Origin of the sequence: Synechococcus sp. MIT S9503 (assembly GCF_047304175.1) — a bacterium.
Taxonomy (GTDB): Bacteria; Cyanobacteriota; Cyanobacteriia; order PCC-6307; family Cyanobiaceae; genus Synechococcus_C.
Window position 1 is genome coordinate 1,496,446 of record NZ_CP138955.1, and the last position, 25,653, is coordinate 1,522,098.

Consider the following 25,653-nt stretch of genomic DNA (forward strand, 5'->3'; position numbering starts at 1 on the left):
AAACAAAATGACTCGGAGTGTCGTGGTCGGACTCGGGCGCTCCGGGTTGGGAGCTGCTCGCTTGCTCAGATTCCGGGGATCAGAGGTGATCGTTCTGGAGAGATCGGATAGCGAGGAATACAGACGCAAGTCAGCGGAGCTGCAGACACAGGGCATTGATGTGCGGCTCGGACAGGCTCTGGAGATCACCAGTTTCGAGCCCTGGCTCGGTGAGATTGATCAGGTGGTGATCAGTCCAGGAATTGCCTGGACGCATCCAACGCTGGAAGCATTGAGAGAACGGGGCGTTCCGTTGAAGGGAGAGATGGCGCTGGCCTGGGAAACCCTGGGAGATCATCCATGGATCGGGATCACCGGGACCAACGGAAAGACCACCGTCACCCATCTACTCCACCACGTGCTCAGCCATGCAGGACTGGAGGCTCCCATGGCTGGAAACATGGGATTTTCCGCCGCCGAACTGGCTCTTGGATGCCTTGAAGGCTCCAGCCCAAAACCCGACTGGGTGGTCATGGAGATGAGCAGCTATCAGATTGAAGCAGCCACGGACGTGGCTCCGCGCATCGGCATTTGGACGACTCTGACCCCCGACCACCTTGAGCGACATGGGTCAATCGACGCCTACAGAGCGATCAAACGCGGCCTGCTGGAGCGCTCGGAACTGGCGATTCTCAATGGCGATGATCCCGACATCAGCCGCACGCGCTGCAGCTGGGGGCAGAACCGGGTGAACTGGGTGAGCACAAGCCATCTGGGCGAACACAGTGCAAGCACCCGGCTCAGTATCAGCTCTGATGGATGGGTCTGCGAGGGAGAGCGAAGACTCTTCGCCGCTGAGGCTCTGGCCATGCCCGGCGAGCACAACCGACAGAACATGCTGCTCGTCACTGCAGCGGCTCTGGAAGCTGGATTGGCTGCTGACACCATCAACTCAGCGTTGCGCTGCTTCGATGGTGTTCCCCATCGACTCGAATCTCTGGGAATGGTTCAGGGCATTCCGGTCTTTAACGACAGCAAGGCCACCAACTACGACGCCGCTGCCGTGGGACTGCAGTCCGTGCCAGACCCGGTGGTGCTGCTCGCAGGTGGTCAGACCAAGCGGGGTGACGCTCAACCATGGCTGCAGCTGTTGAACGAGCGAAGCAGCGCAGTCGTGCTGTTCGGTGCCGGAGCTGAAGAACTACGTGGCCTGATTGAGACGACAGCGTTCCCCGGTGAGGTGACCACGCACAAGGATCTGAATGAAGCTGTTCCGCATGCTCTCGAACTTGCGCGTCAGCAGAAGGCGGCAAGCCTTTTGTTATCACCGGCTTGCGCGAGTTTTGACCAGTATCCGGATTTTGAAGCGCGTGGCGATCATTTCCGTGAACTGATCGAAGCCAGACGGTCAAACTAGTCTGGAAAAAATTCCTTAAAACGCGTGGCCTACTGGCTGATGAAAAGTGAACCCGATGTTTATGGGATTCATCACCTTGAAGAGGAGAAGACAACCCTCTGGGACGGCATTCGCAACTATCAGGCGCGTAATTTCATGCGCACCATGGCCGTTGGTGATCAGGCTTTCTTTTATCACTCAAACTGCAAACCACCTGGAATCATCGGCCTGATGGAGGTGGTCGAAACAGGTCTGGTCGATCCAACACAATTTGACCCCTCCTCGAAGTACCACGATCCCGCCTCAAAACGTGAAGCTCCACGGTGGGACTGCGTGCGTCTGGCTTATCGAGGCCAGTTCCGGGAGCTGCTGAGTCTTGAGGATTTGCGGCAGTCCTACGAACCTGACGAGCTGGCTGTTGTTCGTCGCGGCAACCGTCTCTCGATTCTTCCTGTGGACGAAAGAATCGCCAGGGACCTGCTTGAGCGGCTTGGCTCACCTCAGTGAACAAGGGGAACCTCGCCCCGCGGAGCGACTTCCTCTCACAACGATCATTCCCAGAGCCTGGATCGGATTCAGTCAGGCCCCATGGCGCTTTGTTGGCCTCACAGCCCTGATGCTGATCACCCCCACAGGCCTGAGCATGATTGCCAGAGATCTTGAGCAAAGCGACAGCTGGTGGCTAACCACCATCGGAGATGCGCTCTTCTTGGCAACCTTCCCGGCGGTGCTTCTGCCGCTGGTGGCGTTGCTGCAGCTGGCCGATCAGTTGCTTCCTCCAGGGCCCACAACAGCAAGGCAAGCCTCTGCACCCAGGCTTGAACGACTGCGCTGGGTCTTCAGACAGACCGCGGCCCTCACACTCCTGGAGGCGGTGATCCTGATCGGAGCAATGAACTTGATCAGAATCGCCGGAGCGCTGATGGCCAGCCACAGCGGTGTGCTGTCTGGAGTGATTCTTGTCAGTGGCGGCTTGGTACTGACGCTGTGGGCCGTGAGTCAGTCCCTGGCACTGCCGCTACTGATCCATCACCGCCATCGCCCACTGGCGGCGATGGAACACAGCCGGAGGCTGGTCCAGACCAATCGTCTGAAGATCATGGCCCTGATCGGGCTGCTGATTGGAGTCAATTTGATCGGGCTGATGGGAGCATTCGTCGGCCTGCTGCTCAGCATCCCTTTCAGCGCGCTGCTGCTGATGGCCAGCTGCCGGACTCAGACTCCCTGGGTCAGGGATTCGCGACAGAACATGTTGCCCACGTAGAGGCGGGTGATCTCTCTGGACTCAACGCCATGCTGAATCAGAAAGCCGGCCAGAGCAGCCTGCACAAGGCGGTACTGATCCCAGTTCGGGCAGCGCTCGATGAAGGACACCATGGCCTGCTGAAGAGGCTGAGGCAGCTCGGAGTGGAAGCTCACAGCCGAGTCTTCATGGGAAAAAGTCGCTGCAGTTGATGGTTTCTGGGAGACCTCCTCCCGCAGCTCAACGGAGGTGGTCTGAGCCTGATGTAATTGATCGGCCAACTGCATGCATACGTCTCGAATGCCATCCAGTTCTCCACATCTGACCGTCTGCGTCAAGAAGCGGCTCAGGGGGCATTCCCACTGACTCTCCTGATAAGACTCCAGCCGCCAGAACCTTTTCCAGCAGGGGATCTTCCCGACTAGCCCCCAAAGAGTCACCGCCGTGATTCGTCAACCAGAATCAATGACATGATTCGCTTTTTCCACAGAAGCCAGCCAGAACGACAAAAATCTTTCAATGCCTGTGGAAAACGCCTGCACCAAGGTGGGGAATACCGGGGGAAAATCAATGAACAGAAAATGATCAGCTGCTCTAATCAATACTGCTGTCCCACAGCGTTCTCATCGCCTCGGCGATGGCCTGGGCCGCAGGGTGAGGCCAGCAGAACTCAAGACCGCGAGCCTGATCCTCATCTCCGCTGCGGATCACCCGAAGTGACCAACAGCAACGGTCACCCTCGAGGCAACCCCACCAGCCTTCTCGCTCCAGCTCAACCGTGATGGCTTCTTCCGCCATCAGCTGATCGCAGATTGATCGGTGCTGACTCTTCAGATCGGCAATCAATGAAACCAGCTCGCAGGCTTCACGTTCACTGAGTTCGAGAGCCCAGTGCTCACCACCGATCAAAACGGAGAACAATGGGCGTTCAGGGTCCCTGGACAATCTCCAGCCGGACCCCTCCTGTTGAATCATCCAGGGAGAAGATCGGGCTGATCCTGTTCGTCACTCAGTTCAACGATCGCGCGTTGCACAGGCTTCACGCTTGATTCTTCAAGCAGGCCATCGAAATCATCGAAGCGACGCTGCTTGGCGCGAAAAGCGATCTTGACCGTGGTCAGATAGCGGTTACTTGATTGGCGGATCAGGCTTTCACCGCGTTTGGCGAGATCCTGATGATCAACTCCGGCCGTGAGCATGCCAATGATTCGCTAATGCCCAACTCTAAGTGAACAGATCACTGTGGAAAGGAACATGCATCGGATAGGAGCGCTGCGGACGCCCCGGGACCCTGAGAACGATCTGCCGACCCAGACCCATCGCCACAAGCGGCCTGCGCAGATGACTGAGCAACGCGCTGACCTCCTCAAGATGCTGCGCATCCACGCACTCGATGCGGATGCTTCCCCAGCTGCGGGACATCCTGCAGTCCCGAAGAGGCTCAAGCTCCGCCTCGATCTGAGGATCCTCCCGATAAAAGGAAAACACCAGCCTTCTTAAGCGATCCATCGTTGGTCCCCGTAGCCTCGACCTGTTTCCAACCTGCCCATAGCGGTGGTTCAGCCCCTCGCTGCCGAACAAAACCTTCATGTTTCCGACGCGTCTTGCGACGTCGGCACCCTGGCGATCGACCTGGGAAGCACCACCACAGTGGTGGCTTTTCAATCCGCTGAACGCCCTGAGGTGGATTTGCTCGACCTGCCTGCGATCACGCGTGAAACAGGTGCGATCCCATCAATCGTCTGGGCTGAAGATGCAGTTTCCGGTCCCGCCCTGGTGGGACGGGAAGTGCTGGAGAACGGCTTGCATGAGCGTGATGCCCCCCAACTGCATCGCGACTTCAAGCGCTGGATCGGCATGGCCTCAGAGGAGCTGGCCGCTGAGAGACGACTGAGCCCGGAACAGGCCGGAGCGCGTCTTTTGACTGAGATCTGGAAGAGGATGCCTCCGGGAATCAGCATCGAGAGACTCGTGCTGACGGCCCCTGTGGATCAGGGGTCCGGCTATCGCGACTGGCTTCTCAAAGCCTGTGAACCGATGCAGGTCGCAGAAATCGCCCTGGTGGATGAACCCACGGCAGCCGCACTGGGGGCTGGGCTGGAAGCTGGATCAAGGCTGCTGGTGGTCGACCTCGGCGGCGGAACTCTGGATCTGTCGCTTGTGGCTCTCGAAGGCGGAGAGGGACGGGCGGCACCCGTGGCCCAATTGCTTCGCTTCCGTGGACAGGACCTCACCAACAGCCGTCAGGCGCTCCGTCAGGCCAAGGTTCTCGGCAAAGCAGGCATCAGCCTGGGCGGCAGAGACCTCGACCGCTGGATTCTCGACGAACTGTGTCCAGGGGGACTGCCTGACGAGGGAGATGGGCTGATGGCGCTGCTGAATGCAGCGGAACGCCTGAAATGTCGCCTCAGCAATCCCGACATCCCCAATCGGGAAAGGCTCACCGAACAAGCCTGCGGCTCGGATCTCGGTGGTCCGGTCAGCCTGACGATGGATCGCCAACGGTTCAGCCGACTGCTGGAGGATCGAGGGCTCTTTGATGCCCTGGAAGGCCTGCTCAGCAAGACCTTGCGCGATGCGGAGCTGAACGGCTGTCCCGCCGAGGATCTTGACGCCGTGGTTGTGGTCGGTGGAGGTGCCCATCTCCCGCAGCTGCGCAACTGGCTGGCCGAGAAGCTTGCACCGACTCCGCTGCTGACACCTCCGCCGATGGAGGCGGTGGCCTGCGGCGCCCTGAGTCTCACGCCTGGAGTTCGTATGCAGGACCTGCTGCAGCGGGGGATCTCACTGCGCTGCTGGAATCAGCGCAGCAACACCCATCACTGGCACCCCCTGTTTCTGCCGGGTCAGCCCTGGCCCTCAAGCAAGCCGCTGGAACTCATCCTCAGCGCCAGCGGTCCTGACCAGGAGTCAGTGGAACTGGTGCTTGGGGAGTCAAGAGGTGAAACAAGACATGAGGTGGTGATGGTGAATGGCCTTCCCCGTGTTGTTGAAAAGACCGACGGCTGGGATGACGTGACAAGACGACCGGACACCGCCTGTGAGCTCCCCCTCGATCCTCCAGGACAACCCGGTGAGGATTGTCTGAAACTGCGCTTCCATCTCAACGATCAGGCTGAACTGATCCTGGAGGGAGAGGATCTGCGCACCGGTGAGAGCCTGGAGCCGACGCCACTCGGGACCGTGCGGTGATCGGGCCGTCCACAGGGGCGTGTACTGCGGCTTTGACATCCATAGAAAGGTGTCTGTCTTTCCCCCACCACCCTTGGCGCTGCGTCGCCATCTCCCGAGTTTCTGGTTGATCGCCACACTGGGCGGTGTCGCGTGCCTCTGTGGATACGCGTATTGGTGGGAACAGCAGTTGCCCGATCGACTGCGCGAAGCAGCATCCCGTGGCGACCTGAAAGCCTGTCTGCGCTATGGAGAGCAACTTGCTGCCCTGCGTTGGCTGGACCGGGAAGGGCCAAGCGAGCAGGCTGTCTGCCGCCGTCGCCAGGCCGAGCTCGCCTGGGAGGCCGGCGACAGTGCCCAGGCACTCAGCCTGCAGTCGCAGCTGGTCAATTCCATGGTTGGTGACGCAGAGCAGCGAAGCGGTGATCGTTCCAGGCTGCGTCAGTGGCGTGAAACGCTTCGCGAGCGCGCGCTCGAACAGTTCCGTGCAGGAGATCTGGAGAGGGCTCTCATCACCCTCAGACCTCTTGAGAAGAAGGGCCAGAGGCCGGGCACAAAACTGAGCGACAGTCTTCGAGAAACCTGGAACCGCAACAAGGTCGATCACGAACGACTGAAGGACAAAGTTGAGCGACAGCAGTGGTGGGAGGCGCTGAGCGTGCTCAATCAGCTGGACCATCCCTGGTGGCAGGCCCATGCCCTGCCGCTGCGACGGCAGGTGGAGGAAGCCATCCAGAGTCTGCGCGACCGTCAGGAGCACCAAAGCCATGGAGATCTACCCGCTCACACTGTCGATCCTGAGCAGCTGAATGCCGCTGTGGAGAAGAGGCTGTCCAGCGGCATGGATCCTTGGAGTGCCTTCATCGCAGGATGTGCCGATCTGGGTGGTGATCTCGTGGAAGAAGGACCGGAAAGCCTCTGCAGGGCGAAAAGGCCGTGAAAGGGCCAATCAATGAGAACGAACGTTCATGCAGCCCGGAGAAGGGGTCGTGGTGATCTCATCGGTCCTCGTCTAAACCACCCTCAGCACCGCGGTGAAGCACTCGAGATGAGTGCAGAGATGTGATGTTGTCGGTGTCATGACGGAGTGGAAAGGGCGGCCGTTCAGCCCGATCCGCAGGTGCTGGGTGGCTTCGGCCGCTACAGAGCCCACTTCCGCGGAGAAGAGATTTAGTCATCACGCTGATCCCGGCATAGGAACACACCTTCCTCACCATCCACGTCCATCAGCCTGAGCTCGATGGTTTCAGTTCGCCGCGTCGGTACAGCACGGCCACAGAAATCGGGCTGAATCGGCAGTTCCCGGTGCCCTCGGTCGACCATCACCAGCAGCATCACGCGGCGAGGGCGTCCCCAGGCCTGAATCGCTTCGAGGGCGGCGCGCACGGTGCGCCCGGTGAACACCACATCGTCGACCAGAAGCACATCACGCCCCTCCACACTCACAGGCAGTTCGGTTGCCTGCACTGGCCGCATGGCCACGCGCTCGAGGTCATCGCGATGAAACGTTGGATCCAGGGTGCCCTGAGCGATACTCTGACCGCTCTGCTCCTCAAGAAAGCGCGCCAGCACGGCAGACAACTGAACCCCCCGGGTGGGAATCCCTAGCAGCAGCAACTGCTCAACATCACCCACACATTCCAGAACCTGGCAGGCCAACCGTGACAGCGTTCTGCCCACGTCCTCGGCCGAGAGGATCTCGATCCGCTCACCGTTACCGGGCGTCACCATGACCGATGCTTTGCGATGGAAACTGTATGTGTGACATCACCGTGCTGATCCGCAAAAGCTGACCATCAGTCGCTCGGGAGTTCGCCTTGGGGGTGATCAGGGGGTAACTTGTGAATCTAGAGAAGACCTTAAGAACGGATAGAGCGGAGTGAACGTTGCTGATCGCCATACCGGTCGACCAAGCAGGGAGCGGTCCATCGCCCCGGTTGTTCTTGCGATTCTCGACGGGTGGGGCGAGCGCACGGACTCCGATCACAACGCCATCAGCGCAGCCAACACCCCTGTGATGGACGCGCTGCGTCATGCGTATCCACAGACACTGATTGAGGCAAGCGGCGCCTATGTGGGCCTGCCTGATGGCCAGATGGGCAATTCCGAGGTGGGGCATCTCACCATCGGTGCCGGCAGGATCATCCGCCAGGAACTCGTGCGGATCGGCGATACGGTGCGCGACAACCAGCTGGGCGAGGTACCGAGACTGCGTGAACTGGCGGAGCGTCTGCGAGTCAGCGGCGGCACGCTCCACCTGCTTGGCCTCTGTTCGGATGGCGGCGTTCACAGTCATGTGGATCACCTGCGCGGACTGCTGCACTGGGCCGCTGAGGAAGGCCTGAAGCACGTCGCGATCCACGCGATCACCGATGGACGGGATACACCCACGCAGAGTGCGCCTACCTACCTCAAACAGGTTCAGGAGACCATCGAGTCCTGTGGGGTAGGTGAAATCGTCAGCATCTGCGGTCGTTACTGGGCTATGGATCGAGACCGGCGCTGGGAGAGGACCGCGCGCGCCCATGAACTGCTGACGTCGCCTGATTTCCCGGTGAGTCAGCTGTCGGCGGCAGAAGCACTGCAAGCCAGCTACGACGGTGGCACCACCGATGAGTTCGTGGAGCCGACACGTCTGCGAGCCAGCCATCTGAAGGATGGCGATGCCCTGCTGATGTTCAATTTCAGGCCCGACAGGGCCCGTCAGATCATTCAGTGCCTGGCGAGGAACGACTTCGCCGATTTCAAACTCCCCCATCAACCTCAGCTGGACGTGGTCACGTTCACGCAGTACGAAGCCGGGCTGCCTGTGGAGGTGGTCTTTCCACCCGAGTCACTGGATGACCTGCTAGGTCAGGTGGTGGCATCACAGGGACTGCGCCAGTACCGAACGGCGGAGACAGAGAAATACCCCCATGTCACCTATTTCATGAACGGTGGGGTTGAGCAGCCGCTGGAAGGAGAAGACCGACATCTGGTGCCCTCCCCACGCGTGGCCACCTATGACCTGGCCCCCGCCATGAATGCCGAAATCCTCACCGTCAGCTGTATCGAGGCTATCGAGAAGGGTGTTTATTCCCTGGTGGTGATCAACTACGCTAATCCCGACATGGTCGGGCACACCGGCGTGATGGAGGCCGCCGTCGAAGCCATTGAGACAGTGGACCACTGCGTCGGACGGGTGCTGGATGCCGTGGGTCGCATGGGTGGCACGATGATCATCACGGCAGATCACGGCAACGCCGAGCTCATGCAGGGCGACGACGGTCAGGCCTGGACGGCCCACACCACAAACCCCGTTCCTCTGGTTCTTGTGGAGGGGGAACGCAGAAAACTCCGTGGCATGGGCAACGCGATCCGCCTGCGCGACAACGGCGGACTTGCCGATATCGCACCAACCCTGCTGCAGCTGCTCGATCTCGAAAAACCGGAGGCGATGACCGGCAGCACACTGATCGAACCGATCGCAACACCAGTGCCTTCCACTGCGCGCCTGCCTCAACCGGTCTGATCGGCACGGGCATAGGATCTGGCCATGCTCACCACCGTTCTCTCCTGGATCTGGATCGGCAGCGGCCTGCTGCTCATTCTGTTCGTTCTTCTGCACAGCCCCAAAGGCGATGGAATGGGGGGGCTTGCTGCCAGCGGCAGCACCTCATTCACAAGCGCAAGCAGTGCGGAAGCGACCCTCAACCGCATCACCTGGACCACTCTGGCCATTTTCCTAACTCTGGCTGTGATTCTCAGCGCTGGTTGGTTGAACTGAACCGACAGGTAGTGCGGTGGGTTCCAATCAGCATCTGCACATTCCCGGCCCTGATCAATCAGGGCCGGGAATTATTACGCCATCAGTGAACATCAATGAAACTGTGGAGATCCGATGCGTTCCGCATAGGCCTCTTCACCGTGTTCACGCACATCAACCCCGAGGTTTTCAGCCTCCTCCGGCACCCTGAACGGCATCCCCAGCCCGCGCAGAACGGCTGCGATAAGAAGAGTGCCAAGGGCAGCCAGCCCGTAGGCCACCAGAACGGCCTGAAACTGACCACCGATCAGAGCAAATCTGCCGTTATCGGCAAGAACCTGACCTGCCGGGTGACTGGAGATCAACTCGGCGCTGGCGAACACGCCCGTGAGGATCGCACCGATGGTGCCACCCACACCATGCACGGCAAAGGTGTCCAGCGAATCGTCAAAACGCAGTGAGACCTTGAGCTGCACCGAGAAGTAACAGAGCAGGCCGGTGATCGCACCGATCGCCATTCCAGCTGCAGGTGTGACAAAACCGGCTCCGGGAGTGATGCCCACCAGACCGGCAACAGCACCGGTCGCCATCCCGACGGCCGTGGGCTTGCCACCACGCCAGGTTTCAACAAGCGACCAGGCGACAAGTCCTGTCGCAGCCGAGATATGCGTGGTGGTGAATGGGAGCTCAGCACCATTCACAGAGAGCTGACTGCCGCCGTTGAACCCGAACCAGCCGAACCAGAGCAGACCGGTGCCCAGAAGGATCTGGCTGACATCGTGGGGAGGGCGGACGGAATTGGGCCACTGCTTGCGCCAACCGACAAGTCCTGCCAGAAGCAGTGCCGACACACCGGAACTGATATGCACCACGGTGCCGCCGGCGAAGTCGAGATCCTTGCCAAGGAAACCTCCACCCCAGAGCATGTGGGCGAGAGGCGCGTACACCACCAGCAGCCACACGGGTGTGAACACACACCAGAAGCGGAAACTGATCCTCTCCACCAGGGCACCGGAAATCAGGGCCGGGGTGATGATCGCGAACATACCCTGAAAAAGAGCGAAACTCAGGCCTGGAATGGCCAGGCCGTCCCAGATGTCCGGCACGTTTTCAAGCATCGCGAAGCTGAAGGGATTGCCGATCACGCCGTTCAGAGCACCGCCGTCAGAAAAGGCAAGACTGAAGCCGAAGCTGACCCAAACCAGCGTGGCAATGCCCATCATCACGAAGCTCATCGCCATCGTGTTGAGCACATTTCGGGCCTGAACGAATCCTCCGTAGAAGAACGCCAGTCCGGGGGTCATCAGCAGCACCAGTGCTGCTGATGTGAGGATCAGGGTGTTGTCCGCTGCCGAAAGGGAAGCGTCATCCGCGTAGGCAGGAAGCAGGGCAGAACTCAGCAATTGCATTGCCGGCACCACCAGCAGGGCGATCAGAAATCGCCTCAAACGGATCTGGAACACGTGTTTTTGGTAACCGTCGCTACCATTTCAGACCTGCCACTGCAAAAACTGTTCACAACGAACATTTTGAAGAGACAGGGAGATGGCAGCTGCCAAAGGGTGCCGGCGGCGCAATGACAACTATCTGTCGCCGTCCTGTGACGTCTGACCGCGCAGTTTCTCCACACCTGAGGAGGTCAATCGTTCCGAGCGATTGATCACCTTGATGATCAGAAACAGGGCCCAGCCCACCAGCAAGGAGTTGAGCACGACATCAAGAATCCGACCGATGGCCAGCTCACCACCGAAATAGGGAATCGCCAGGCTCTGCCAGCTGCCACCCCGAACCAGAGGATTGAGCAGGGGCATCAGCAGATCCTTGCTGATGGCATCCACGATCTGCTGAAACTGCGTACCGACCACCACTGCAATGGCGAGGTTCAGAGCATTTCCCTTCTGGAAGAAGAAATCCTTGTACTCACGCAACCAACGACTGAAGGGCATGTCAGAGACTCGATGAGATTCCATTCAATCCTTAGCTGAGCACAAAAAAGCCCCTGCATCTGCAGGGGCTTGAGAAACGCTTGAAGCGACTGTGACTGGAATCCTGGGATCAGTAGTCGAAGTCACCACCACCCATGCCGCCAGCAGCGGCAGCGGCGTCCTTCTTCTCGGGAAGGTCGGCGACGATGCACTCAGTGGTCAGCACCATGCCGGCAATGGACGCTGCGTTCTGAAGACCGGAGCGAGTCACCTTGGCGGGATCCACGATCCCTGCCGCCAGCATGTCGACGTAGTCACCGTTGGCGGCGTTGTAGCCATCGTTGAAGGCTTTGGCCTTCACGTTTTCAGCAACAACAGCACCGTTCACACCTGCGTTCTCAGCAATGCGCATCAGAGGTGCTGTCAGGGCGGCCGCAACGATGTTGGCGCCGATCAGCTCCTCACCGTTGAGGCTGGTGGAGGCCCACTGTTCCAGAGTGGGAGCCAGGTGCGCGAGGGTTGTGCCACCACCGGGAACGATGCCCTCCTCCACAGCGGCCTTGGTCGCATTGATGGCATCTTCAAGACGAAGCTTCTTGTCCTTCATCTCGGTTTCGGTGGCAGCGCCCACCTTGACCACAGCCACACCCCCGGCCAGCTTGGCAAGGCGCTCCTGCAGCTTCTCCTTGTCGTAGGTGGACTCGGTCTCGTCCATCTGCTTGCGAATCTGCTCGCAGCGGCCTTTCACCTCAACATCGTTGCCTTCGGCCACGATGGTGGTGGTGTCCTTGTTGATGGTCACGCGACGGGCGGTGCCCAGCATCTCGATCTTGGCGTTTTCGAGCTTCAGGCCAGCGTCTTCGGTGATGAGCTGACCGTTGGTCAACACAGCCATGTCTTCGAGCATGGCCTTGCGTCGGTCACCGAAACCGGGAGCCTTCACAGCGGCCACATTCAGAACGCCGCGGAGACGGTTGACCACGAGGGTGGCCAGAGCCTCTTTCTCGATGTCTTCAGCGATTATCAGCAGAGGCTTTCCGGTGCGGGCGATCTGCTCGAGAACGGGCACCAGATCCTGCACAAGACCGATCTTCTTGTCGGTGAGCAGGATGTAGGGCTCGTCGAGGACGGCCTCCATTCTCTCGGTGTCGGTGGCGAAATAGGGAGAGATATAGCCCTTGTCGAAGCGCATGCCCTCGGTGACCTCCAGCTCGGTGGTCATCGACTTGCCCTCTTCCAGGGAAATCACGCCCTCCTTGCCGACCTTGTCCATGGCATCGGCGATCATCCGACCCACTTCCTCGTCATTGCCGGCGGAGATGGTCCCCACCTGTGCGATGGCGTTGCTGTCGGCGATCGGCTTGGCGTTCTCCTTGATCTTCTCGACCAGAAAGTCGGAAGCCTTGTCGATTCCCTTTTTCAGGGTGATGGCGTTGGCACCGGCTGCCACGTTGCGCAGACCCGCCTTGACCATGGCATGAGCAAGAACGGTGGCGGTTGTGGTCCCGTCGCCCGCTGCATCGTTGGTCTTGGAGGCGGCCTGACGGATCAGGGCAACACCGGTGTTCTCGATATGGTCCTCGAGTTCAATCTCCTTGGCGATTGTGACGCCGTCGTTGATGATCTGGGGAGCACCGAACTTCTTCTCAAGAACGACGTTGCGACCCTTGGGGCCGAGGGTCACAGCGACGGACTCAGCCAGGATGTCGATGCCCTTTTCGAGAGCGCGGCGAGCGTTCTCGTTGTAAATGATGCGCTTGGCCATGGGGGGCGGATGTTGATTGAAAAAATGTGTGAGTGACTGTCTGCCTTTTCAGAGGCGCTCAACAGCCGAAGCCGATCAGTTGACGATGGCGAGAATGTCCTTCTCGGACAGGAGCACAAATTCATCGCCTCCGAGCTTGATGTCGGTGCCTGCGTACTTGCTGTAGAGCACCTTGTCGCCCACGCCCACTTCGGGAGATTGGCGGGAGCCGTCATCGTTGCGCTTGCCGGGACCGACCTGAACGACTTCACCGACCTGGGGCTTTTCCTTGGCGGTATCAGGCAGAAGAATGCCGCCGGAGGTCTTCTCCTCGGATTCTGAGACCTTGACGAAGACACGATCGCCGAGGGGCTTGACGGTGGAGACGCTGAGAGAAACAGCTGCCATGGGTTCTTGCAGGAGCAGGGACATTGCGCCGAAGCGCCGGTACGACTCGAGCTGGCACTCAAGGTCGTCGAGTGCCAACCTATGTCCGGGTCCTGCACTTCGGCCACGGAATCAGCGTGCGGGTGACCGAACCGCTCCACCCACTCACACGACGGTGGTATCGTTGCCCCGCTCAGGAAGGGATTGCCCAAGGCGCTTCCCTCATACACCCACTTATTTATGGCTGCTGCTGCTCCCGCCTCCGCCGGTACCAAGGGCGTTGTCCGCCAGGTGATTGGCCCGGTTCTGGACGTGGAATTCCCCGCCGGCAAGCTGCCCAAAATTCTCAACGCTCTGCGCATCGAGGCCACCAACACCGCTGGCCAGGCAGTTGCGTTGACCGCTGAAGTCCAGCAGCTGCTGGGCGATCACAGAGTTCGCGCCGTGGCCATGAGTGCCACCGACGGACTGGTTCGCGGCATGGAAGCCATTGACACAGGTGCACCGATTTCCGTGCCCGTCGGCGAAGGCACCCTGGGTCGCATCTTCAACGTTCTTGGTGAGCCCGTCGACGAACAGGGGCCCGTCAAGTCCGACGCGACAGCTCCGATCCACCGCTCAGCTCCGAAGCTGACCGAACTCGAGACCAAACCCAAGGTCTTCGAAACAGGCATCAAGGTGATCGACCTGCTTGCTCCCTACCGTCAGGGCGGAAAAGTTGGCCTCTTCGGTGGTGCCGGGGTGGGCAAGACCGTTCTTATTCAGGAGCTGATCAACAACATCGCCAAGGAACACGGAGGTGTTTCCGTGTTCGGCGGTGTGGGTGAACGCACCCGTGAGGGCAATGACCTCTACGAGGAGTTCAAGGATTCAGGCGTGATCAACGCCGATGACCTGTCCAAGTCGAAGGTGGCGCTCTGCTACGGCCAGATGAATGAGCCCCCCGGCGCTCGCATGCGCGTGGGCCTCTCAGCTCTGACGATGGCTGAGCATTTCCGCGACGTGAACAAGCAGGACGTGCTTCTGTTCATTGACAACATTTTCCGTTTCGTTCAGGCGGGCTCGGAAGTGTCAGCACTGCTCGGGCGCATGCCCTCGGCTGTGGGTTACCAGCCGACCCTGGGCACAGACGTCGGTGAACTACAGGAACGGATCACCTCCACCCTCGAGGGATCCATCACATCAATTCAGGCGGTTTATGTCCCTGCAGATGACCTGACCGACCCCGCCCCAGCCACAACCTTTGCTCACCTTGATGCCACCACGGTGCTGAATCGTGGACTTGCTTCCAAGGGCATCTACCCAGCTGTGGACCCGCTCGACTCCACCAGCACCATGCTTCAGCCTGCTGTTGTGGGTGATGAGCACTACCGCACTGCGCGCAGCGTTCAGTCAACGCTTCAGCGTTACAAGGAGCTTCAGGACATCATCGCGATTCTCGGTCTCGACGAACTCTCCGAGGATGATCGCCGCACCGTTGATCGTGCTCGCAAGATCGAGAAGTTTCTCTCCCAGCCTTTCTTCGTGGCTGAGATCTTCACCGGCATGTCCGGGAAATACGTGAAACTTGAGGAAACCATCAGTGGTTTCAACCAGATTCTCGCTGGTGAACTGGATCACCTCCCCGAACAGGCCTTCTATCTCGTTGGCAACATCGATGAGGTCAAGGCCAAGGCCGCGAAGATGGCCGAAGAAGCCAAGTGATCACATTGGGGGCATGACATTCATGTCCCTGAACTTTCACTTCACTCAACGCTTTTAACCCAAACACTTCATATCCATGACCCTCACCCTCCGCGTGCTGGCACCCGACCAGAGCGTGTTCGATGGCTCAGTTGATGAGGTGATCCTCCCCAGCACGACTGGGCAGCTGGGCATTCTTCCCGGTCACGTTTCACTTCTGGCAGCACTCGACGTTGGCGTCTTGCGTGTCCGTGCTGATGGTGACTGGAAATCAATCGCCCTCATGGGCGGCTTCGCCGAAGTGGAAGCTGACGACGTCACCGTGCTCGTGAACTCCGCAGAACTGGGAAGTTCGATTGATGGCACAGCCGCTGAAAGCGAACTTCAGGCTGCGCGCAGTGCTGTCAGCAAACTGGAAGGCCAGCCTTCCTCGCCCGAAAAAGTGAAGGCACAACAGAGCCTCAACCGAGCAAGGGCCCGTTCACAGGCAGCGATCAATCAAAGTTGATTCGATATCTGGAAGGGAAGAACTTTTTCCCGGAGGAAAAGTGATTGATCATCGGATAGCTCTAGGGGATTCAGACCTGCTTCCGAATCGTTAGTTCTCCAAGAAAAGAGACCGGATCCACAGCAATATTCTGTGGGGATCTGATCTCGAAATGCAGATGCGGACCGGTGCTGCGACCTGTGTTCCCCATCCGGGCAATCAGATCACCCTGACTGACAGTTTCACCCACCTGAACGAGAATTTCATTGCAATGCGCGTAACGCGTCTTGTATCCATCAGGGTGCTGAATTTCAACCATCAATCCATAAGCGCCGAGGTAATCAGCGAAGACCACCTTTCCACGCCGTGAGGCCTGAATGGCTGTTCCGACGTGATTGGCGATGTCAATACCTGAATGATGCCGCGACCAACGCGGGCCGAAACCGGACGTAAAAACACCTGAGGTCGGCATCAAGAAGCTCCTGGAGGTCAGTTCGTTCAGATAGTCAGCAAAGGAGCTGAAGGAGCAGATCTGAGCGAATGAATCTGGTGATGTCTTGATTCTCCCCAGGGATGATCCTCCTGCAGACGCTGATCCGGAGTCAACCTCAAGAACGGAGGATTGCTGCAGACAATACTTCTCAAACAGAGCCGTCACCGAGTGTTGATCAAACAAACCTCTGGAAGCCTGAAAAAATCTCTGATCACGACTTCCTTCAAGGCTGAAATTATCAGAATTCACTCGCTGAACATCATTGCCTCCAGCAAGAATTCCGCCACCAACCGCACTGGCAAACGTCGCCGACGAAAGGCCCAGAGCGAGAAAAGAAGCGAAAAAAATCAATCTTGAAACAATACTCCAGGAAAGTGTAACGGAGTATTGCGAAGCGGCGGCATGCAAAAGCTCTGGCATTGGTGATTAAAATCACCAACAGGCAATCATGTGTTTTTACTGATCAATTGCCGTATCAGCCGCTCGGCAATTCGACATCAACAATTCTGCTGAAGAAAAGCTCTTGCCGAATCAGAATCATCTTTGATCTTGCATCAGTCAGACATCCACCTGGCCAGAATCACTCACGATGACGTGCAACGAACCACAGCAAAAAGCTGACAAACTGAAAGCCGCCAAGTCGCAGACTGAAGAGATCTCTGTCGCGAGTGATCAGAAAAGCTTTTCAGCAGGCGCCATGAAAAATTTATGAATATGTCGGCTACGGAGCCATAAAAAAGCAGGCAACGAATTGCCTGCTTGAATCATTGGAGCTGTGTTGATCAACTCAGGCTGTTCCGCAGAATGTCACGTCGGGGAATTTCAGCTTGGCATCATCAAGACTCTTTCCTTTGCCCTCTTCCTGCCAGTAATTGATCACTTCAGTGGCTTTGTTCAACACCTCGACGCGCTCGTTATCCGTGATCCAGGATTTACCTTCAAGCTCACTCTTGAGAGTTTCCCAGGCATCCTCACGCGGCCAGAAGAAGTAGGCGGTCAAGGGGCTGGGGCCGCCACCAACAATTTGGTCAACGGCAAGTGCCACGTTGTCGGGCAACCAGAGGATCTTCAAAAGAAAGCGGCCCTCATCAGCCTTGGGTGTGTAGCCGGATGGAACACCATCGGCGTCGATGGTGGCTGACGCCAGTGCCGCACTTCCGCCGCGCATCACCGGACGGCCTTCCTTCGGCTCCTGCTGCTGAACGGCTTCTGTGCTCTGAGGAGCCTGGTCAGCTGCTGCTGCCTCGGTGGCGACCTCTTGGTCGACGGCAGCGCCTTCGGAAACCGTCATGGTGTCAGCGCTCAAGAATCAAGGACAAAGAACTAACCTACCAGCCGCCAAAACCCATCCACCTGAACAGGCAACGACCCACCAGACAGCTTCTGCTCTTCGACATCGACGGAGTCATCAGGGATGTGTCCGGCAGTTACCGGAAGGCTCTCCAGGCAACGGTGGAGCACTACAGCGGCTGGCACCCAGCACAGTCCTGCATCGATGCCCTCAAGGGGGAAGGACGCTGGAACAACGACTGGGAAGCGAGCCTTGAGCTTCTGCGCCGCAATGGAACATCCCTTCCGGCCAGAGAGGATCTCATTGATGTGTTCAGCGGCTTCTACTTCGGCGGCGATCCCGAGGGCGACCCACGCGCCTGGAAGGGCTACATCGGCGATGAGCCTTTGCTGGTGAAGCCGGAGTTCTTCGCCGCGCTGGCTCAGAACGGCTGGCAGTGGGGATTCGTGAGTGGCGCTGAACCTCCATCAGCACGTTTTGTGCTGGAGACACGGCTCGGACTGCTGAACCCGCCTTTGATCGCCATGGGCGATGCCCCTGACAAGCCGGACCCCACAGGTCTGGTGCAACTCAGCGACAGCCTGCTGCCTTCGCAAAGCGGAGGAGTCGTTGCCTATCTGGGCGACACGGTTGCCGATGTGCAGACCGTTCTCAGGGCCAGAGGCCAGCGCCCGGACAGAGATTGGATCAGCCTGGCGGTCTCGCCGCCGCATCTTCTCCCCGGCAGCGCAGAGCGCAACGCCTATGAGCAGCAGCTGAGATCGGCCGGTGCAGACCTGATCCTCTCCAGCACCCTCGAGGCCGTTCAGTGGTCAATGCGCAGCCGAGAGCCGGACAGTCAGGGCGACTGAGGTTGCGTTGGCTGAGAAAAAGCACCTCTCATCGCTCCATGGCATCAACAGCCTTGAGGGCTCCGGCCGTGAGCACCTCATGCCCGGAGGCATGTTCGGCACAGTCCATGACCGCGACATCGTCCTCGATGCGGATACCGATGCCCTTCCAGCGGTCGTCAATCGCAGGCTGTCCCTCAGGAACTGCCAGACGATCACTGATGTAGAGACCGGGCTCCACCGTCAGGACGATGCCGGGTTCCAGCTGCACGTGATGCTCGCCGAGCCGATAGGCGCCCACATCATGAACATCCAGCCCGAGCCAGTGGCCGGTTCGATGCATGTAGAGATGCCGGTAGCTTCCCTGCTCGATGAGGCCGTCGACCTCTCCCACAAGAAGCCCCAGATCAACAAGGCCCTCCACAAGCACGTGCACAGCCGCGTCATGCACGTGCTCGGCGGTATGACCGGGTTTGACCATGGCGATCGCCGCTTCCTGCGCCGCGAGGACCAGAGAGTAGAGCTCCCGCTGCTCTCCAGTGAAGCGTCCGCTCACCGGAAATGTCCGCGTGATGTCCCCGTTGTAGTAGTCGCGGAGGGAGCAACCGGCGTCAATGAGCAGGAGATCCCCGTCCTGCAGGACTGCACTGTTGTCGATGTAGTGCAGCACGCAGGCGTTGTCGCCACCGGCAACGATCGATCCGTAGGCGGCTCCACGGGCACCCAGCTCGAGGAAATGCTGTTCGATCAGAGCCTGAATCTTGCGCTCGGTCATCCCGGGACGCACGGCAGCCCTGGCTAGCTCATGGGCGGAGGCTGAGATCCTGCACGCCTCACGCAGCCGTTCCAGTTCAGCGGGTTGCTTGCGCAAGCGCATCCGATGCAGAAGAGGGCATGGCGCCACCAGAGCCTGCGGGGCACTTCCGGTGCGTGAGACACGATCCAGCTGCGCCCCCCAGCAGCGCAGCACAAGTGGTTCGATTGATGGATGACTGCCGACGCGGAAGGCGATGCCTTCGGCACCATCCAGATACTGCGGCAACAGAGCATCAAGCTCCATGCGCGGATGGGACACGTCCGCACCGAAGCGCTCAACCGCTCCCTCACAGCCCCAGCGCCTGCCGGTCCAGACCTCGGCGGCGGGCTCGCGCGGATTCACAAAGAGCACGAAGCGCTCACCCTCCTCACGATGTGGGAGGAAGAGAGCCACTGCGTCGGGCTCATCAAAACCGGTCAGATACCAGAAATCGCTGTTCTGGCGAAACGGCCACTCTGTGTCTGCATGGTGTGTGACCAGAGTCGAAGCAGGGATCACAGCGGCGACACCGCCCAGCTCAGCCAAGAAACGCTCGCGGCGGTCGGCGAGAAGCTGGGCGTCAAAAACAGGCGCAAGATCAACCACGGCAGAGACAGGGCACCGGAGAAACGTCAGGATGGCAGTCAAAGCGCCCGCGCATGACCTCCGACCTGCTGATCCTTCTCCTGTTGGTGGTGGTGGTGCTGACCGGATCCGCCCTCTGCTCTGGGGTGGAAGCCGCTCTGCTCACGGTGAACCCGGTGAGGGTGCATGAACTCGCTGCCAGGCCGCGGCCGGTTCCCGGCGCCCGCAGGCTGGCTCAGCTGCGCCTGCGCCTGGCCCGGACCCTGTCGGTTCTGGCGATCACCAACAACGGTTTCAACATCTTCGGCAGCCTGATGCTCGGCGGCTATGCCTCCTGGGTATTCACCGAGAAGATGGACGCCGGCAATGGAGCACTTGCTCTGTTCTCAGTCAGCCTCACTGTTCTGGTGATCCTGCTCGGGGAGATTCTCCCCAAGGCGATCGGAAGCCGCCTCGCATTGCCGGTTTCCCTGGCGAGTGCTCCTGTGCTGCACTGGCTGGGTGTGATGATGCGGCCGCTTGTGCTGCTGCTGGAGCGACTGCTTCCTGCGATCACTGAGGAAAGCGAGATCAGCACGGATGAGGAGGAGATCCGCCTGCTGGCGAAACTGGGCTCCCAGAAGGGACAGATCGAGGCAGACGAAGCCGACATGATCTCCAAGGTTTTTCTGCTCAATGACCTCACGGCGCGTGATCTGATGACGCCGAGGGTGGCGGCTCCAACACTTGATGGCGCCTCCAGCCTGGAGAAGCTGCGTGTCGCCCTGCTGGAGAACGAGGCGCAGTGGTGGGTGGTGTTGGGCGATGCAGTCGACAAGGTTCTCGGCGTTGCAAACCGGGACCGCCTGCTCAGCGCCCTGGTCCGCAACAACGGACATCTGACTCCAGCTGATCTGAGTGAGCCGGCTGAGTTCGTTCCGGAGATGATCCGCGCCGACCTCTTGCTCACCGCCTTCCGCCGCGACAACAGCGGCGTGCGCGTGGTGGTGGATGAATTCGGAGGCTTCGTTGGCGTGATCGGCCCGGAAGCTGTGCTGGCTGTGCTTGCCGGCTGGTGGAGGAAGACACCGAGCGAGGCGACGCCATGAATGCGATGGAGGAGCACTGCAGAGATCTGCTGCAGAACTGGAGGCAGCAGCTGAACTTGAACCGGCGGGAACAGGGGGTGCTGGCCGGAGCGCTGAAACTTCTGGATCGCCAGCTTGAACGCCTGCAGACAGGAACCCTGCGCATCTCCGTGTTCGGCAGGGTGGGCGTCGGTAAGTCCAGCCTGGTGAATGCCCTGCTGGGGCAGAAGCTGATGGCGACGGATGTGGCTCACGGCTGCACGCGTCAGCAGCAGGCCGTGAGCTGGCCAAGAGATGTTGCCGGACTGCAGAAGGTCGAACTGGTCGACACCCCAGGGATTGATGAGGTGGATGCTCCGGCTCGGGCGCGACTGGCGGCCCGGGTGGCCCTGCATGCCGACCTGGTGCTCCTCGTGCTGGATGCCGACATCACACGTGTGGAACTCGAAGCCCTTGACACGCTTCAGACCATGGGCAAACCGGTGCTTACGGTTCTCAACCGATGCGACTGCTGGCCGGAGGATCAGCTGCCGGATCTGCTGCGCAGCATCCGCAGCCGACTTCCCGCAGGATTACCGCCTCCACTGACCGTGTCAGCGGCACCACGCCAAGCGGTTCAACTGAATGACGGCCGGATCCGCAGTCGCGAGCAACCCGCCGATGTGGGGGCACTGGAGATCGCCCTCTGCCGTCTGCTGGAGCAGCGCGGACAGAGCCTTCTGCTGCTCAACAGCCTGAGGCAGGCCACAACACTCCAGCGGCAGTTGGAGGCCGGGCGCCTGCAGCGACGTCGCAGGGAGGCCCAGGGACTGATCGGCCGTTATGCCGCTCTCAAAGCCACCGGCGTGGCGGCCAATCCTTTGATGCTCCTTGATCTGGCCGGAGGCTTCGCCTGCGATGCCGCTCTTGTTCGGCAGCTCTGCTCCCTGTATGGGCTGCCGCTGGGAGGGCCGGCGGCCCGCAAGCTGATTCGCCAGCTGAGTGGACAGAACGCCCTGCTGGGCGGGGCACAGCTGGGACTTCAGGTGGCCTTGGGTTCCCTGCGTCAACTGTTGCTGCTGGCCGCACCCTTCAGTGCTGGCCTGACGCTGGCCCCCGCTGCACCGGTGGCCCTGGCCCAGGCAGCACTGGCAGTCCACACAACACGACGCACCGGACGGATGACGGCACGCTGGCTGCTGGAGGAACGGGGGAGGGGACGCAGGCTTCAGCCGGGGCCTGCCACTCTGATGCGTCGTTTGGCTCGTTCCAATCGCGGCATCGTCGAGTTGATGCAGGAGTGGCCCCAGCCGCAGTCCCGCCCGCCGCTGCCATCGCTGCTGCCCTGACGATGGCGGACCTGGCCATGCCTGAGATCGCTCTGCTCGGGACCAGTGCCGATCCCCCGACACTGGGCCATCAGGCACTGCTGGAGGGGCTGCTTCAGCACTTTGGCCAGGTCGCCACATGGGCCAGTGACAACCCGATGAAACGCCATGGGGCTGCTCTTGACCAGCGTTGTGAACTGCTGAAGACCCTGGTCGAATCGATCGCTGACCCGCGTCTGCAGCTGGCCCAGGATCTGAGCAGCCCCTTTGCCATCGCCACCCTGGAACGAGCCAAACAACGCTGGCCTGACCGGCGTCTGTGCTTCGTTGTGGGGAGCGATCTCGCTCGTCAGATTCCCTCCTGGAAAGACGCTCAGCGTTTATTGGAACAATGCGTTCTCGTGATCGTGTCCCGTGAGGGATGGCCGCTTGAACAGGCCGACCTGCAGATCCTTCGCCGGATCGGAGCCTCGCCTCGGATGCTTCCCATGAGCGTTCCCGGAACAGCCAGTTCGCAGGTGAGACGCAGACAGACAACTGAACAGTTGCCCAAATGCCTGCTGCCGCTTGTGCTGAAGCACAATCTTTATGGATTCAACACCACCAACCCCTGAGTGCCGATGCGTGTTGCCCTGGCTCAGATCAATCCTGTTGTGGGCGACCTCCTGGGCAATGCCACCCGGATCCTGCAAGCGATCGACAGCCTGATCGAGACCACAGGCAGCGAACCGGAACTGCTGGTGACACCCGAACTCTCGCTCTGGGGTTACCCACCCCGCGATCTGCTGTTCAGCCCAACGCACCTGCAGAGGCAAAGGCAAGCCCTTGAGAATCTGCGCAGCGGCCTGACGTCACGACAGCTGAACATCGTTCTGCTGGTGGGAATGGCGGATGCCGCCGACGATGATCTGCACCCTTCGTTATTCAATGCCGTCGCCCAGGTCAGTGCCAGGGACTGTCGCGTGGTGGCTCGCAAGCAGCTGCTGCCCAGCTACGACGTATTCGACGAGACGCGCTATTTCAGGCCAAGCCAGGGAGCCGGACAGATCAGCCTGTGCAGCGAAGGCCGCGAGTGGCGACTGGGCATCACGATCTGCGAAGACCTCTGGGTGGAAGAGGAGCTGCACGGTCACCGCCTGGTGGGGCCTGACCCTGTGGCCGATCTGATCCCGGCAGGGGTCGATGCGCTCATCAACTGCTCAGCCTCCCCGTTTGGACGACGCAAGGCCGCCCTGCGTCGTCAGCTGGCGGCGCGGGCAGCTCAGCGGCTTGGCTGCCCGGTGATCTACGTGAATCAGGTCGGAGGCAATGACGAACTGGTGTTCGACGGCGCCAGCTTCGTGATGGGTGACAGCTGCGGCACACCGCTTCTTCAGCTTCCGGACTGTCGTGAGGCGACGCAGATCTGGAATGCCGCAGACACGTCCCAAATGGTTTCGGCAGTCTCCACAGCCACGCCGCAGATCCTTGATGAGCAGCACGAGATGGAAGCACTGTTCCGGACCCTGGTCACCGGACTGAAGGACTACGCCGGCAAATGTGGTTTTCAGAGAGCCCTGCTGGGCCTGAGCGGTGGAATCGACTCAGCGCTGGTGGCTGTGATCGCTGCAGCGGCGCTTGGATCCGATCAGGTGCAGACCCTGCTGATGCCCTCGCCCTGGAGTTCGCAAGGCTCGATCAGTGATGCTCTACAGCTTGCGAATCGACTCGGGATCGCCCACAGCATCGTTCCGATCGACAACCTGATGAAGGGTTTCCAGGCGACATTGACCCCCGCCCTGAGCAGTGCTCCCTCGGGGGTGACGGCGGAGAATCTTCAGTCGCGCATCCGCGGCACTCTGCTGATGGCCATGGCTAACCAGCAGGGACAACTGCTGCTGACCACCGGCAACAAATCGGAGCTCGCTGTGGGCTACTGCACCCTCTATGGCGATATGAACGGTGGCCTTGCCGTGATCGGCGACCTCTACAAGTCGACCGTGTTTGCTCTGTGCCGCTGGATTGACAGCCAGCATTCAGCCATCTGCCGCACAGAGCTGGCTCTGCCTGACCAGGGAGAACTGATCGGCAGCACAATCCTCGAGAAACCCCCCAGCGCCGAACTGCGTCCGGATCAGAGAGACAGTGACTCACTCCCTGACTATGACCGCCTCGATCCCCTCTTGATCGACATGATCGAACACCGCCTCAGCGGGCCGCAGCTGGAGGAGGCAGGCCATGACCCTGCGGAAGTGCAACGGATCGAACGCCTGTTCCGGAGAGCTGAGTTCAAACGCAGACAGGCGCCGCCATTGCTGAAGGTGAGTGCGCAGGCGTTCGGCAGTGGCTGGCGGCTGCCGATCGCCGCTGTCTGAGCCACATTGAGGAGACCACGGCGTCCTCCATGGCCCATTCCGTTCTGACGGCTCCGATGGCCAGCATCGGGGTTCCCACCGAGATCAAGGCCGACGAGCAGCGTGTGGCGCTCACCCCGGATGCGGTCCGCGAACTGGTGACCCAGGGTCTTGAGGTGCGCATCCAGAACGGAGCAGGGGCAGGGGCAGGCATCAGTGACGACGCCTTCGCAGCGGCAGGGGCCCGCCTTGTGACCCGTGAGGAGGCCTGGGGGGCGCACCTGGTGGTGAAGGTGAAGGAGCCTCAACAAGAGGAGTTCAGCCTTCTGCGGGACGACATGGTGTTGTTCACCTACCTGCATCTCGCCGCTTACAGCCAGGTGGGAGAGGCACTCCTGGATGCAGGCACAACAGGGGTTGCCTACGAAACGGTGCAACTGGAGAACGGCAGCCTGCCGCTGCTGGCCCCGATGAGTGAAATCGCCGGACGACTCGCAGCGCAGGTGGGTGCGCGGCTTCTTGAACGCCCACACGGCGGAAGGGGTGTCTTGATGGGCGGCTGCACCGGCGTGCGCCCAGCTCGGGTTGTGGTGCTGGGCGCCGGCACGGTGGGTTGGAATGCAGCCCGGCTTGCAGCTGCAATGGATGCCGAGGTCTTGCTGCTGGATCGCTCCCCGGAACGGTTGCGCAGCCTTGAGGCCGACCGGCGAGGGCGGCTGATGAGCATGGTCAGCAGCCGTGGCCTGCTGGAGCGTTTGGTGCCCACAGCGGATCTGCTGATCGGTGCCGTGCTGACCCCCGGTGGCCGGGCACCGACCTTGGTGGATGAAGAGATGGTCAAGCAGATGACGCCCGGATCGGCCATCGTCGATGTGGCTGTTGACCAGGGCGGCTGTGTGGCAACCAGTCGGGAAACCACGCACACCGATCCAACGGTGTTCATTCATGGCGTGCAGCACTACGCCGTTGGCAACATGCCTGGGGCCGTGCCCTTCACCTCGACCGAAGCGCTGGTGAGCGTGACCCTGCCCTACATCCTCGGAATCGCAGGCCGTGGGCTCGAGGAAGCCGTCACCGAGCGCCCTGAGCTGCTCTCCGGTCTGAACACTGTCAAGGGAGCGGTCTGCCATCCAGGTGTTGCCAAAGCCCTGGGGGTTCCACCGCGGCACCCGATGGCCTGCCTGCGCTGAC

28 protein-coding genes are annotated in these 25,653 nt (G+C 60.2%); 16 read left to right on the plus strand and 12 right to left on the minus strand.

What is annotated here, in order from left to right; translation table 11 throughout:
- The first annotated feature begins 7 nt into the window (after positions 1–7).
- From murD to SIB56_RS08605, 3 genes are read left to right on the plus strand one after another with little or no spacing between them, the layout of a single operon-like run.
- Positions 8–1,396 carry a UDP-N-acetylmuramoyl-L-alanine--D-glutamate ligase gene (murD, locus tag SIB56_RS08595; protein ID WP_413323555.1) on the plus strand — a complete coding sequence of 463 codons (1,389 nt, stop codon included), beginning with the start codon at positions 8–10 and terminating at the stop codon, positions 1,394–1,396.
- Positions 1,397–1,435: 39 nt separating this feature from the next.
- Positions 1,436–1,882, plus strand: coding sequence for an EVE domain-containing protein (locus SIB56_RS08600; RefSeq protein WP_413323556.1), 447 nt, complete (start codon positions 1,436–1,438; stop codon positions 1,880–1,882).
- Positions 1,866–2,639, plus strand: coding sequence for a hypothetical protein (locus SIB56_RS08605; RefSeq protein WP_413327245.1), 774 nt, complete (start codon positions 1,866–1,868; stop codon positions 2,637–2,639). The genes SIB56_RS08600 and SIB56_RS08605 overlap by 17 nt, the downstream gene beginning before the upstream one ends.
- Here the strand turns inward: SIB56_RS08605 and SIB56_RS08610 are convergent.
- From SIB56_RS08610 to SIB56_RS08625, 4 genes are all read right to left on the minus strand, one after another.
- Positions 2,591–2,905 carry a DUF2811 domain-containing protein gene (locus SIB56_RS08610; RefSeq protein WP_413323557.1) on the minus strand — a complete coding sequence of 105 codons (315 nt, stop codon included), beginning with the start codon at positions 2,903–2,905 and terminating at the stop codon, positions 2,591–2,593. The two genes, SIB56_RS08605 and SIB56_RS08610, sit on opposite strands and share 49 nt — an antisense overlap.
- 307 nt (positions 2,906–3,212) lie before the next feature.
- On the minus strand, positions 3,213–3,593 hold the full coding sequence (locus SIB56_RS08615) for a DUF1818 family protein (protein WP_413323558.1): 381 nt from the start codon (positions 3,591–3,593) through the stop codon (positions 3,213–3,215).
- Positions 3,590–3,817, minus strand: a complete 228-nt coding sequence (locus tag SIB56_RS08620) for a DNA-directed RNA polymerase subunit omega (protein ID WP_413323559.1) — start codon at positions 3,815–3,817, stop codon at positions 3,590–3,592. Before SIB56_RS08620 ends, SIB56_RS08615 begins: the two co-directional genes overlap by 4 nt.
- A gap of 25 nt (positions 3,818–3,842) precedes the next feature.
- A complete protein-coding gene (locus SIB56_RS08625; RefSeq protein ID WP_066911173.1) occupies positions 3,843–4,127 on the minus strand; it encodes a hypothetical protein in 285 nt (94 codons plus the stop codon).
- 39 nt (positions 4,128–4,166) lie between these two features.
- Here SIB56_RS08625 and SIB56_RS08630 point away from each other — a divergent pair, with 39 nt between their 5' ends.
- Together SIB56_RS08630 and SIB56_RS08635 are read left to right on the plus strand one after the other, a co-directional pair.
- Positions 4,167–5,810 carry an Hsp70 family protein gene (locus tag SIB56_RS08630; protein WP_413327247.1) on the plus strand — a complete coding sequence of 548 codons (1,644 nt, stop codon included), beginning with the start codon at positions 4,167–4,169 and terminating at the stop codon, positions 5,808–5,810.
- A gap of 73 nt (positions 5,811–5,883) precedes the next feature.
- Positions 5,884–6,729, plus strand: a complete 846-nt coding sequence (locus tag SIB56_RS08635) for a hypothetical protein (protein ID WP_413323560.1) — start codon at positions 5,884–5,886, stop codon at positions 6,727–6,729.
- Between the two features lie 230 nt (positions 6,730–6,959).
- On the opposite strand, the gene pyrR is transcribed toward SIB56_RS08635, so the two are convergent.
- On the minus strand, positions 6,960–7,520 hold the full coding sequence (gene pyrR, locus SIB56_RS08640) for a bifunctional pyr operon transcriptional regulator/uracil phosphoribosyltransferase PyrR (protein WP_413323561.1): 561 nt from the start codon (positions 7,518–7,520) through the stop codon (positions 6,960–6,962).
- A 148-nt stretch (positions 7,521–7,668) separates the two neighbouring features.
- Between pyrR and gpmI the strand changes: the two genes are divergently transcribed.
- Entirely contained in the window at positions 7,669–9,300 is a 1,632-nt protein-coding gene (gene gpmI / locus SIB56_RS08645) for a 2,3-bisphosphoglycerate-independent phosphoglycerate mutase (protein ID WP_413323562.1), read from the plus strand.
- A 24-nt stretch (positions 9,301–9,324) separates the two neighbouring features.
- Complete coding sequence (gene secG / locus SIB56_RS08650; RefSeq protein ID WP_413323563.1) at positions 9,325–9,555, plus strand: preprotein translocase subunit SecG; 231 nt, start codon at positions 9,325–9,327, stop codon at positions 9,553–9,555.
- Positions 9,556–9,647: 92 nt separating this feature from the next.
- Here the strand turns inward: secG and SIB56_RS08655 are convergent, their stop codons facing one another.
- The 4 genes from SIB56_RS08655 to groES form a co-directional block, all read right to left on the minus strand.
- Positions 9,648–10,997: an ammonium transporter gene (locus SIB56_RS08655; protein ID WP_413323564.1), complete on the minus strand. Its 1,350-nt coding sequence runs from the start codon at positions 10,995–10,997 to the stop codon at positions 9,648–9,650.
- 120 nt (positions 10,998–11,117) lie between these two features.
- On the minus strand, positions 11,118–11,480 hold the full coding sequence (locus tag SIB56_RS08660; RefSeq protein ID WP_413323565.1) for an MscL family protein: 363 nt from the start codon (positions 11,478–11,480) through the stop codon (positions 11,118–11,120).
- 109 nt (positions 11,481–11,589) lie between these two features.
- Positions 11,590–13,224, minus strand: coding sequence for a chaperonin GroEL (gene groL, locus SIB56_RS08665; protein WP_413323566.1), 1,635 nt, complete (start codon positions 13,222–13,224; stop codon positions 11,590–11,592).
- Positions 13,225–13,299: 75 nt separating this feature from the next.
- Positions 13,300–13,611 (minus strand): co-chaperone GroES, encoded by a 312-nt coding sequence (groES, locus tag SIB56_RS08670; RefSeq protein ID WP_413323567.1) that lies wholly within the window; start codon positions 13,609–13,611, stop codon positions 13,300–13,302.
- Between the two features lie 219 nt (positions 13,612–13,830).
- Between groES and atpD the strand changes: the two genes are divergently transcribed.
- Both atpD and atpC read left to right on the plus strand, forming a co-directional pair.
- The gene (gene atpD / locus SIB56_RS08675) at positions 13,831–15,294 is read left to right on the plus strand and encodes a F0F1 ATP synthase subunit beta (protein ID WP_413323568.1); all 1,464 of its coding nucleotides are present in this window, start codon (positions 13,831–13,833) and stop codon (positions 15,292–15,294) included.
- Between the two features lie 76 nt (positions 15,295–15,370).
- A complete protein-coding gene (gene atpC, locus SIB56_RS08680; protein ID WP_413323569.1) occupies positions 15,371–15,781 on the plus strand; it encodes an ATP synthase F1 subunit epsilon in 411 nt (136 codons plus the stop codon).
- A gap of 70 nt (positions 15,782–15,851) precedes the next feature.
- Here atpC and SIB56_RS08685 read toward each other — a convergent pair whose 3' ends face one another.
- Complete coding sequence (locus SIB56_RS08685; RefSeq protein WP_413323570.1) at positions 15,852–16,232, minus strand: M23 family metallopeptidase; 381 nt, start codon at positions 16,230–16,232, stop codon at positions 15,852–15,854.
- 192 nt (positions 16,233–16,424) lie between these two features.
- Between SIB56_RS08685 and SIB56_RS08690 the strand changes: the two genes are divergently transcribed.
- Positions 16,425–16,610, plus strand: a complete 186-nt coding sequence (locus SIB56_RS08690; RefSeq protein WP_413323571.1) for a hypothetical protein — start codon at positions 16,425–16,427, stop codon at positions 16,608–16,610.
- Positions 16,611–17,040: 430 nt separating this feature from the next.
- On the opposite strand, the gene SIB56_RS08695 is transcribed toward SIB56_RS08690, so the two are convergent.
- Positions 17,041–17,544, minus strand: coding sequence for a 30S ribosomal protein PSRP-3 (locus tag SIB56_RS08695; RefSeq protein ID WP_413323572.1), 504 nt, complete (start codon positions 17,542–17,544; stop codon positions 17,041–17,043).
- Positions 17,545–17,669: 125 nt separating this feature from the next.
- On the opposite strand from SIB56_RS08695, the gene SIB56_RS08700 reads away from it, so the two are divergent.
- Positions 17,670–18,395 carry an HAD family hydrolase gene (locus tag SIB56_RS08700; protein ID WP_413323573.1) on the plus strand — a complete coding sequence of 242 codons (726 nt, stop codon included), beginning with the start codon at positions 17,670–17,672 and terminating at the stop codon, positions 18,393–18,395.
- A 28-nt stretch (positions 18,396–18,423) separates the two neighbouring features.
- Here SIB56_RS08700 and SIB56_RS08705 read toward each other — a convergent pair whose 3' ends face one another.
- Positions 18,424–19,776 (minus strand): aminopeptidase P N-terminal domain-containing protein, encoded by a 1,353-nt coding sequence (locus tag SIB56_RS08705; RefSeq protein WP_413323574.1) that lies wholly within the window; start codon positions 19,774–19,776, stop codon positions 18,424–18,426.
- Positions 19,777–19,829: 53 nt separating this feature from the next.
- On the opposite strand from SIB56_RS08705, the gene SIB56_RS08710 reads away from it, so the two are divergent.
- The 5 genes from SIB56_RS08710 to ald are packed head-to-tail and all read left to right on the plus strand — an operon-like array spanning position 19,830 to position 25,652.
- Positions 19,830–20,843, plus strand: coding sequence for a CNNM domain-containing protein (locus tag SIB56_RS08710; RefSeq protein WP_413323575.1), 1,014 nt, complete (start codon positions 19,830–19,832; stop codon positions 20,841–20,843).
- Positions 20,840–22,150 (plus strand): GTP-binding protein, encoded by a 1,311-nt coding sequence (locus SIB56_RS08715; protein WP_413327249.1) that lies wholly within the window; start codon positions 20,840–20,842, stop codon positions 22,148–22,150. The genes SIB56_RS08710 and SIB56_RS08715 overlap by 4 nt, the downstream gene beginning before the upstream one ends.
- Before the next feature lie 2 nt (positions 22,151–22,152).
- Entirely contained in the window at positions 22,153–22,743 is a 591-nt protein-coding gene (locus tag SIB56_RS08720) for a nicotinate-nucleotide adenylyltransferase (protein ID WP_413327251.1), read from the plus strand.
- 6 nt (positions 22,744–22,749) lie between these two features.
- A complete protein-coding gene (locus SIB56_RS08725) occupies positions 22,750–24,483 on the plus strand; it encodes an NAD+ synthase (protein ID WP_413323576.1) in 1,734 nt (577 codons plus the stop codon).
- Between the two features lie 29 nt (positions 24,484–24,512).
- Positions 24,513–25,652 (plus strand): alanine dehydrogenase, encoded by a 1,140-nt coding sequence (gene ald, locus SIB56_RS08730; RefSeq protein WP_413323577.1) that lies wholly within the window; start codon positions 24,513–24,515, stop codon positions 25,650–25,652.
- The last annotated feature ends 1 nt before the right edge of the window (position 25,653 follow it).

Bases quoted from the DNA above. Each gene is read 5' to 3' on its own strand.
- SIB56_RS08660 (WP_413323565.1), bottom strand. From the start codon at position 11,480: ATGCCCTTCAGTCGTTGGTTGCGTGAGTACAAGGATTTCTTCTTCCAG.
- SIB56_RS08685 (WP_413323570.1), bottom strand. From the start codon at position 16,232: ATGCCGACCTCAGGTGTTTTTACGTCCGGTTTCGGCCCGCGTTGGTCG.
- pyrR (WP_413323561.1), bottom strand. From the start codon at position 7,520: ATGGTGACGCCCGGTAACGGTGAGCGGATCGAGATCCTCTCGGCCGAG.
- atpD (WP_413323568.1), top strand. From the start codon at position 13,831: ATGGCTGCTGCTGCTCCCGCCTCCGCCGGTACCAAGGGCGTTGTCCGC.
- secG (WP_413323563.1), top strand. From the start codon at position 9,325: ATGCTCACCACCGTTCTCTCCTGGATCTGGATCGGCAGCGGCCTGCTG.
- SIB56_RS08625 (WP_066911173.1), bottom strand. From the start codon at position 4,127: ATGGATCGCTTAAGAAGGCTGGTGTTTTCCTTTTATCGGGAGGATCCT.
- SIB56_RS08720 (WP_413327251.1), top strand. From the start codon at position 22,153: ATGGCGGACCTGGCCATGCCTGAGATCGCTCTGCTCGGGACCAGTGCC.
- SIB56_RS08715 (WP_413327249.1), top strand. From the start codon at position 20,840: ATGAATGCGATGGAGGAGCACTGCAGAGATCTGCTGCAGAACTGGAGG.
- SIB56_RS08695 (WP_413323572.1), bottom strand. From the start codon at position 17,544: ATGACGGTTTCCGAAGGCGCTGCCGTCGACCAAGAGGTCGCCACCGAG.
- SIB56_RS08610 (WP_413323557.1), bottom strand. From the start codon at position 2,905: ATGCAGTTGGCCGATCAATTACATCAGGCTCAGACCACCTCCGTTGAG.
- SIB56_RS08600 (WP_413323556.1), top strand. From the start codon at position 1,436: ATGAAAAGTGAACCCGATGTTTATGGGATTCATCACCTTGAAGAGGAG.
- SIB56_RS08620 (WP_413323559.1), bottom strand. From the start codon at position 3,817: ATGCTCACGGCCGGAGTTGATCATCAGGATCTCGCCAAACGCGGTGAA.
- groL (WP_413323566.1), bottom strand. From the start codon at position 13,224: ATGGCCAAGCGCATCATTTACAACGAGAACGCTCGCCGCGCTCTCGAA.
- groES (WP_413323567.1), bottom strand. From the start codon at position 13,611: ATGGCAGCTGTTTCTCTCAGCGTCTCCACCGTCAAGCCCCTCGGCGAT.
- SIB56_RS08710 (WP_413323575.1), top strand. From the start codon at position 19,830: ATGACCTCCGACCTGCTGATCCTTCTCCTGTTGGTGGTGGTGGTGCTG.
- SIB56_RS08725 (WP_413323576.1), top strand. From the start codon at position 22,750: ATGCGTGTTGCCCTGGCTCAGATCAATCCTGTTGTGGGCGACCTCCTG.
- atpC (WP_413323569.1), top strand. From the start codon at position 15,371: ATGACCCTCACCCTCCGCGTGCTGGCACCCGACCAGAGCGTGTTCGAT.
- ald (WP_413323577.1), top strand. From the start codon at position 24,513: ATGGCCCATTCCGTTCTGACGGCTCCGATGGCCAGCATCGGGGTTCCC.
- SIB56_RS08615 (WP_413323558.1), bottom strand. From the start codon at position 3,593: ATGATTCAACAGGAGGGGTCCGGCTGGAGATTGTCCAGGGACCCTGAA.
- murD (WP_413323555.1), top strand. From the start codon at position 8: ATGACTCGGAGTGTCGTGGTCGGACTCGGGCGCTCCGGGTTGGGAGCT.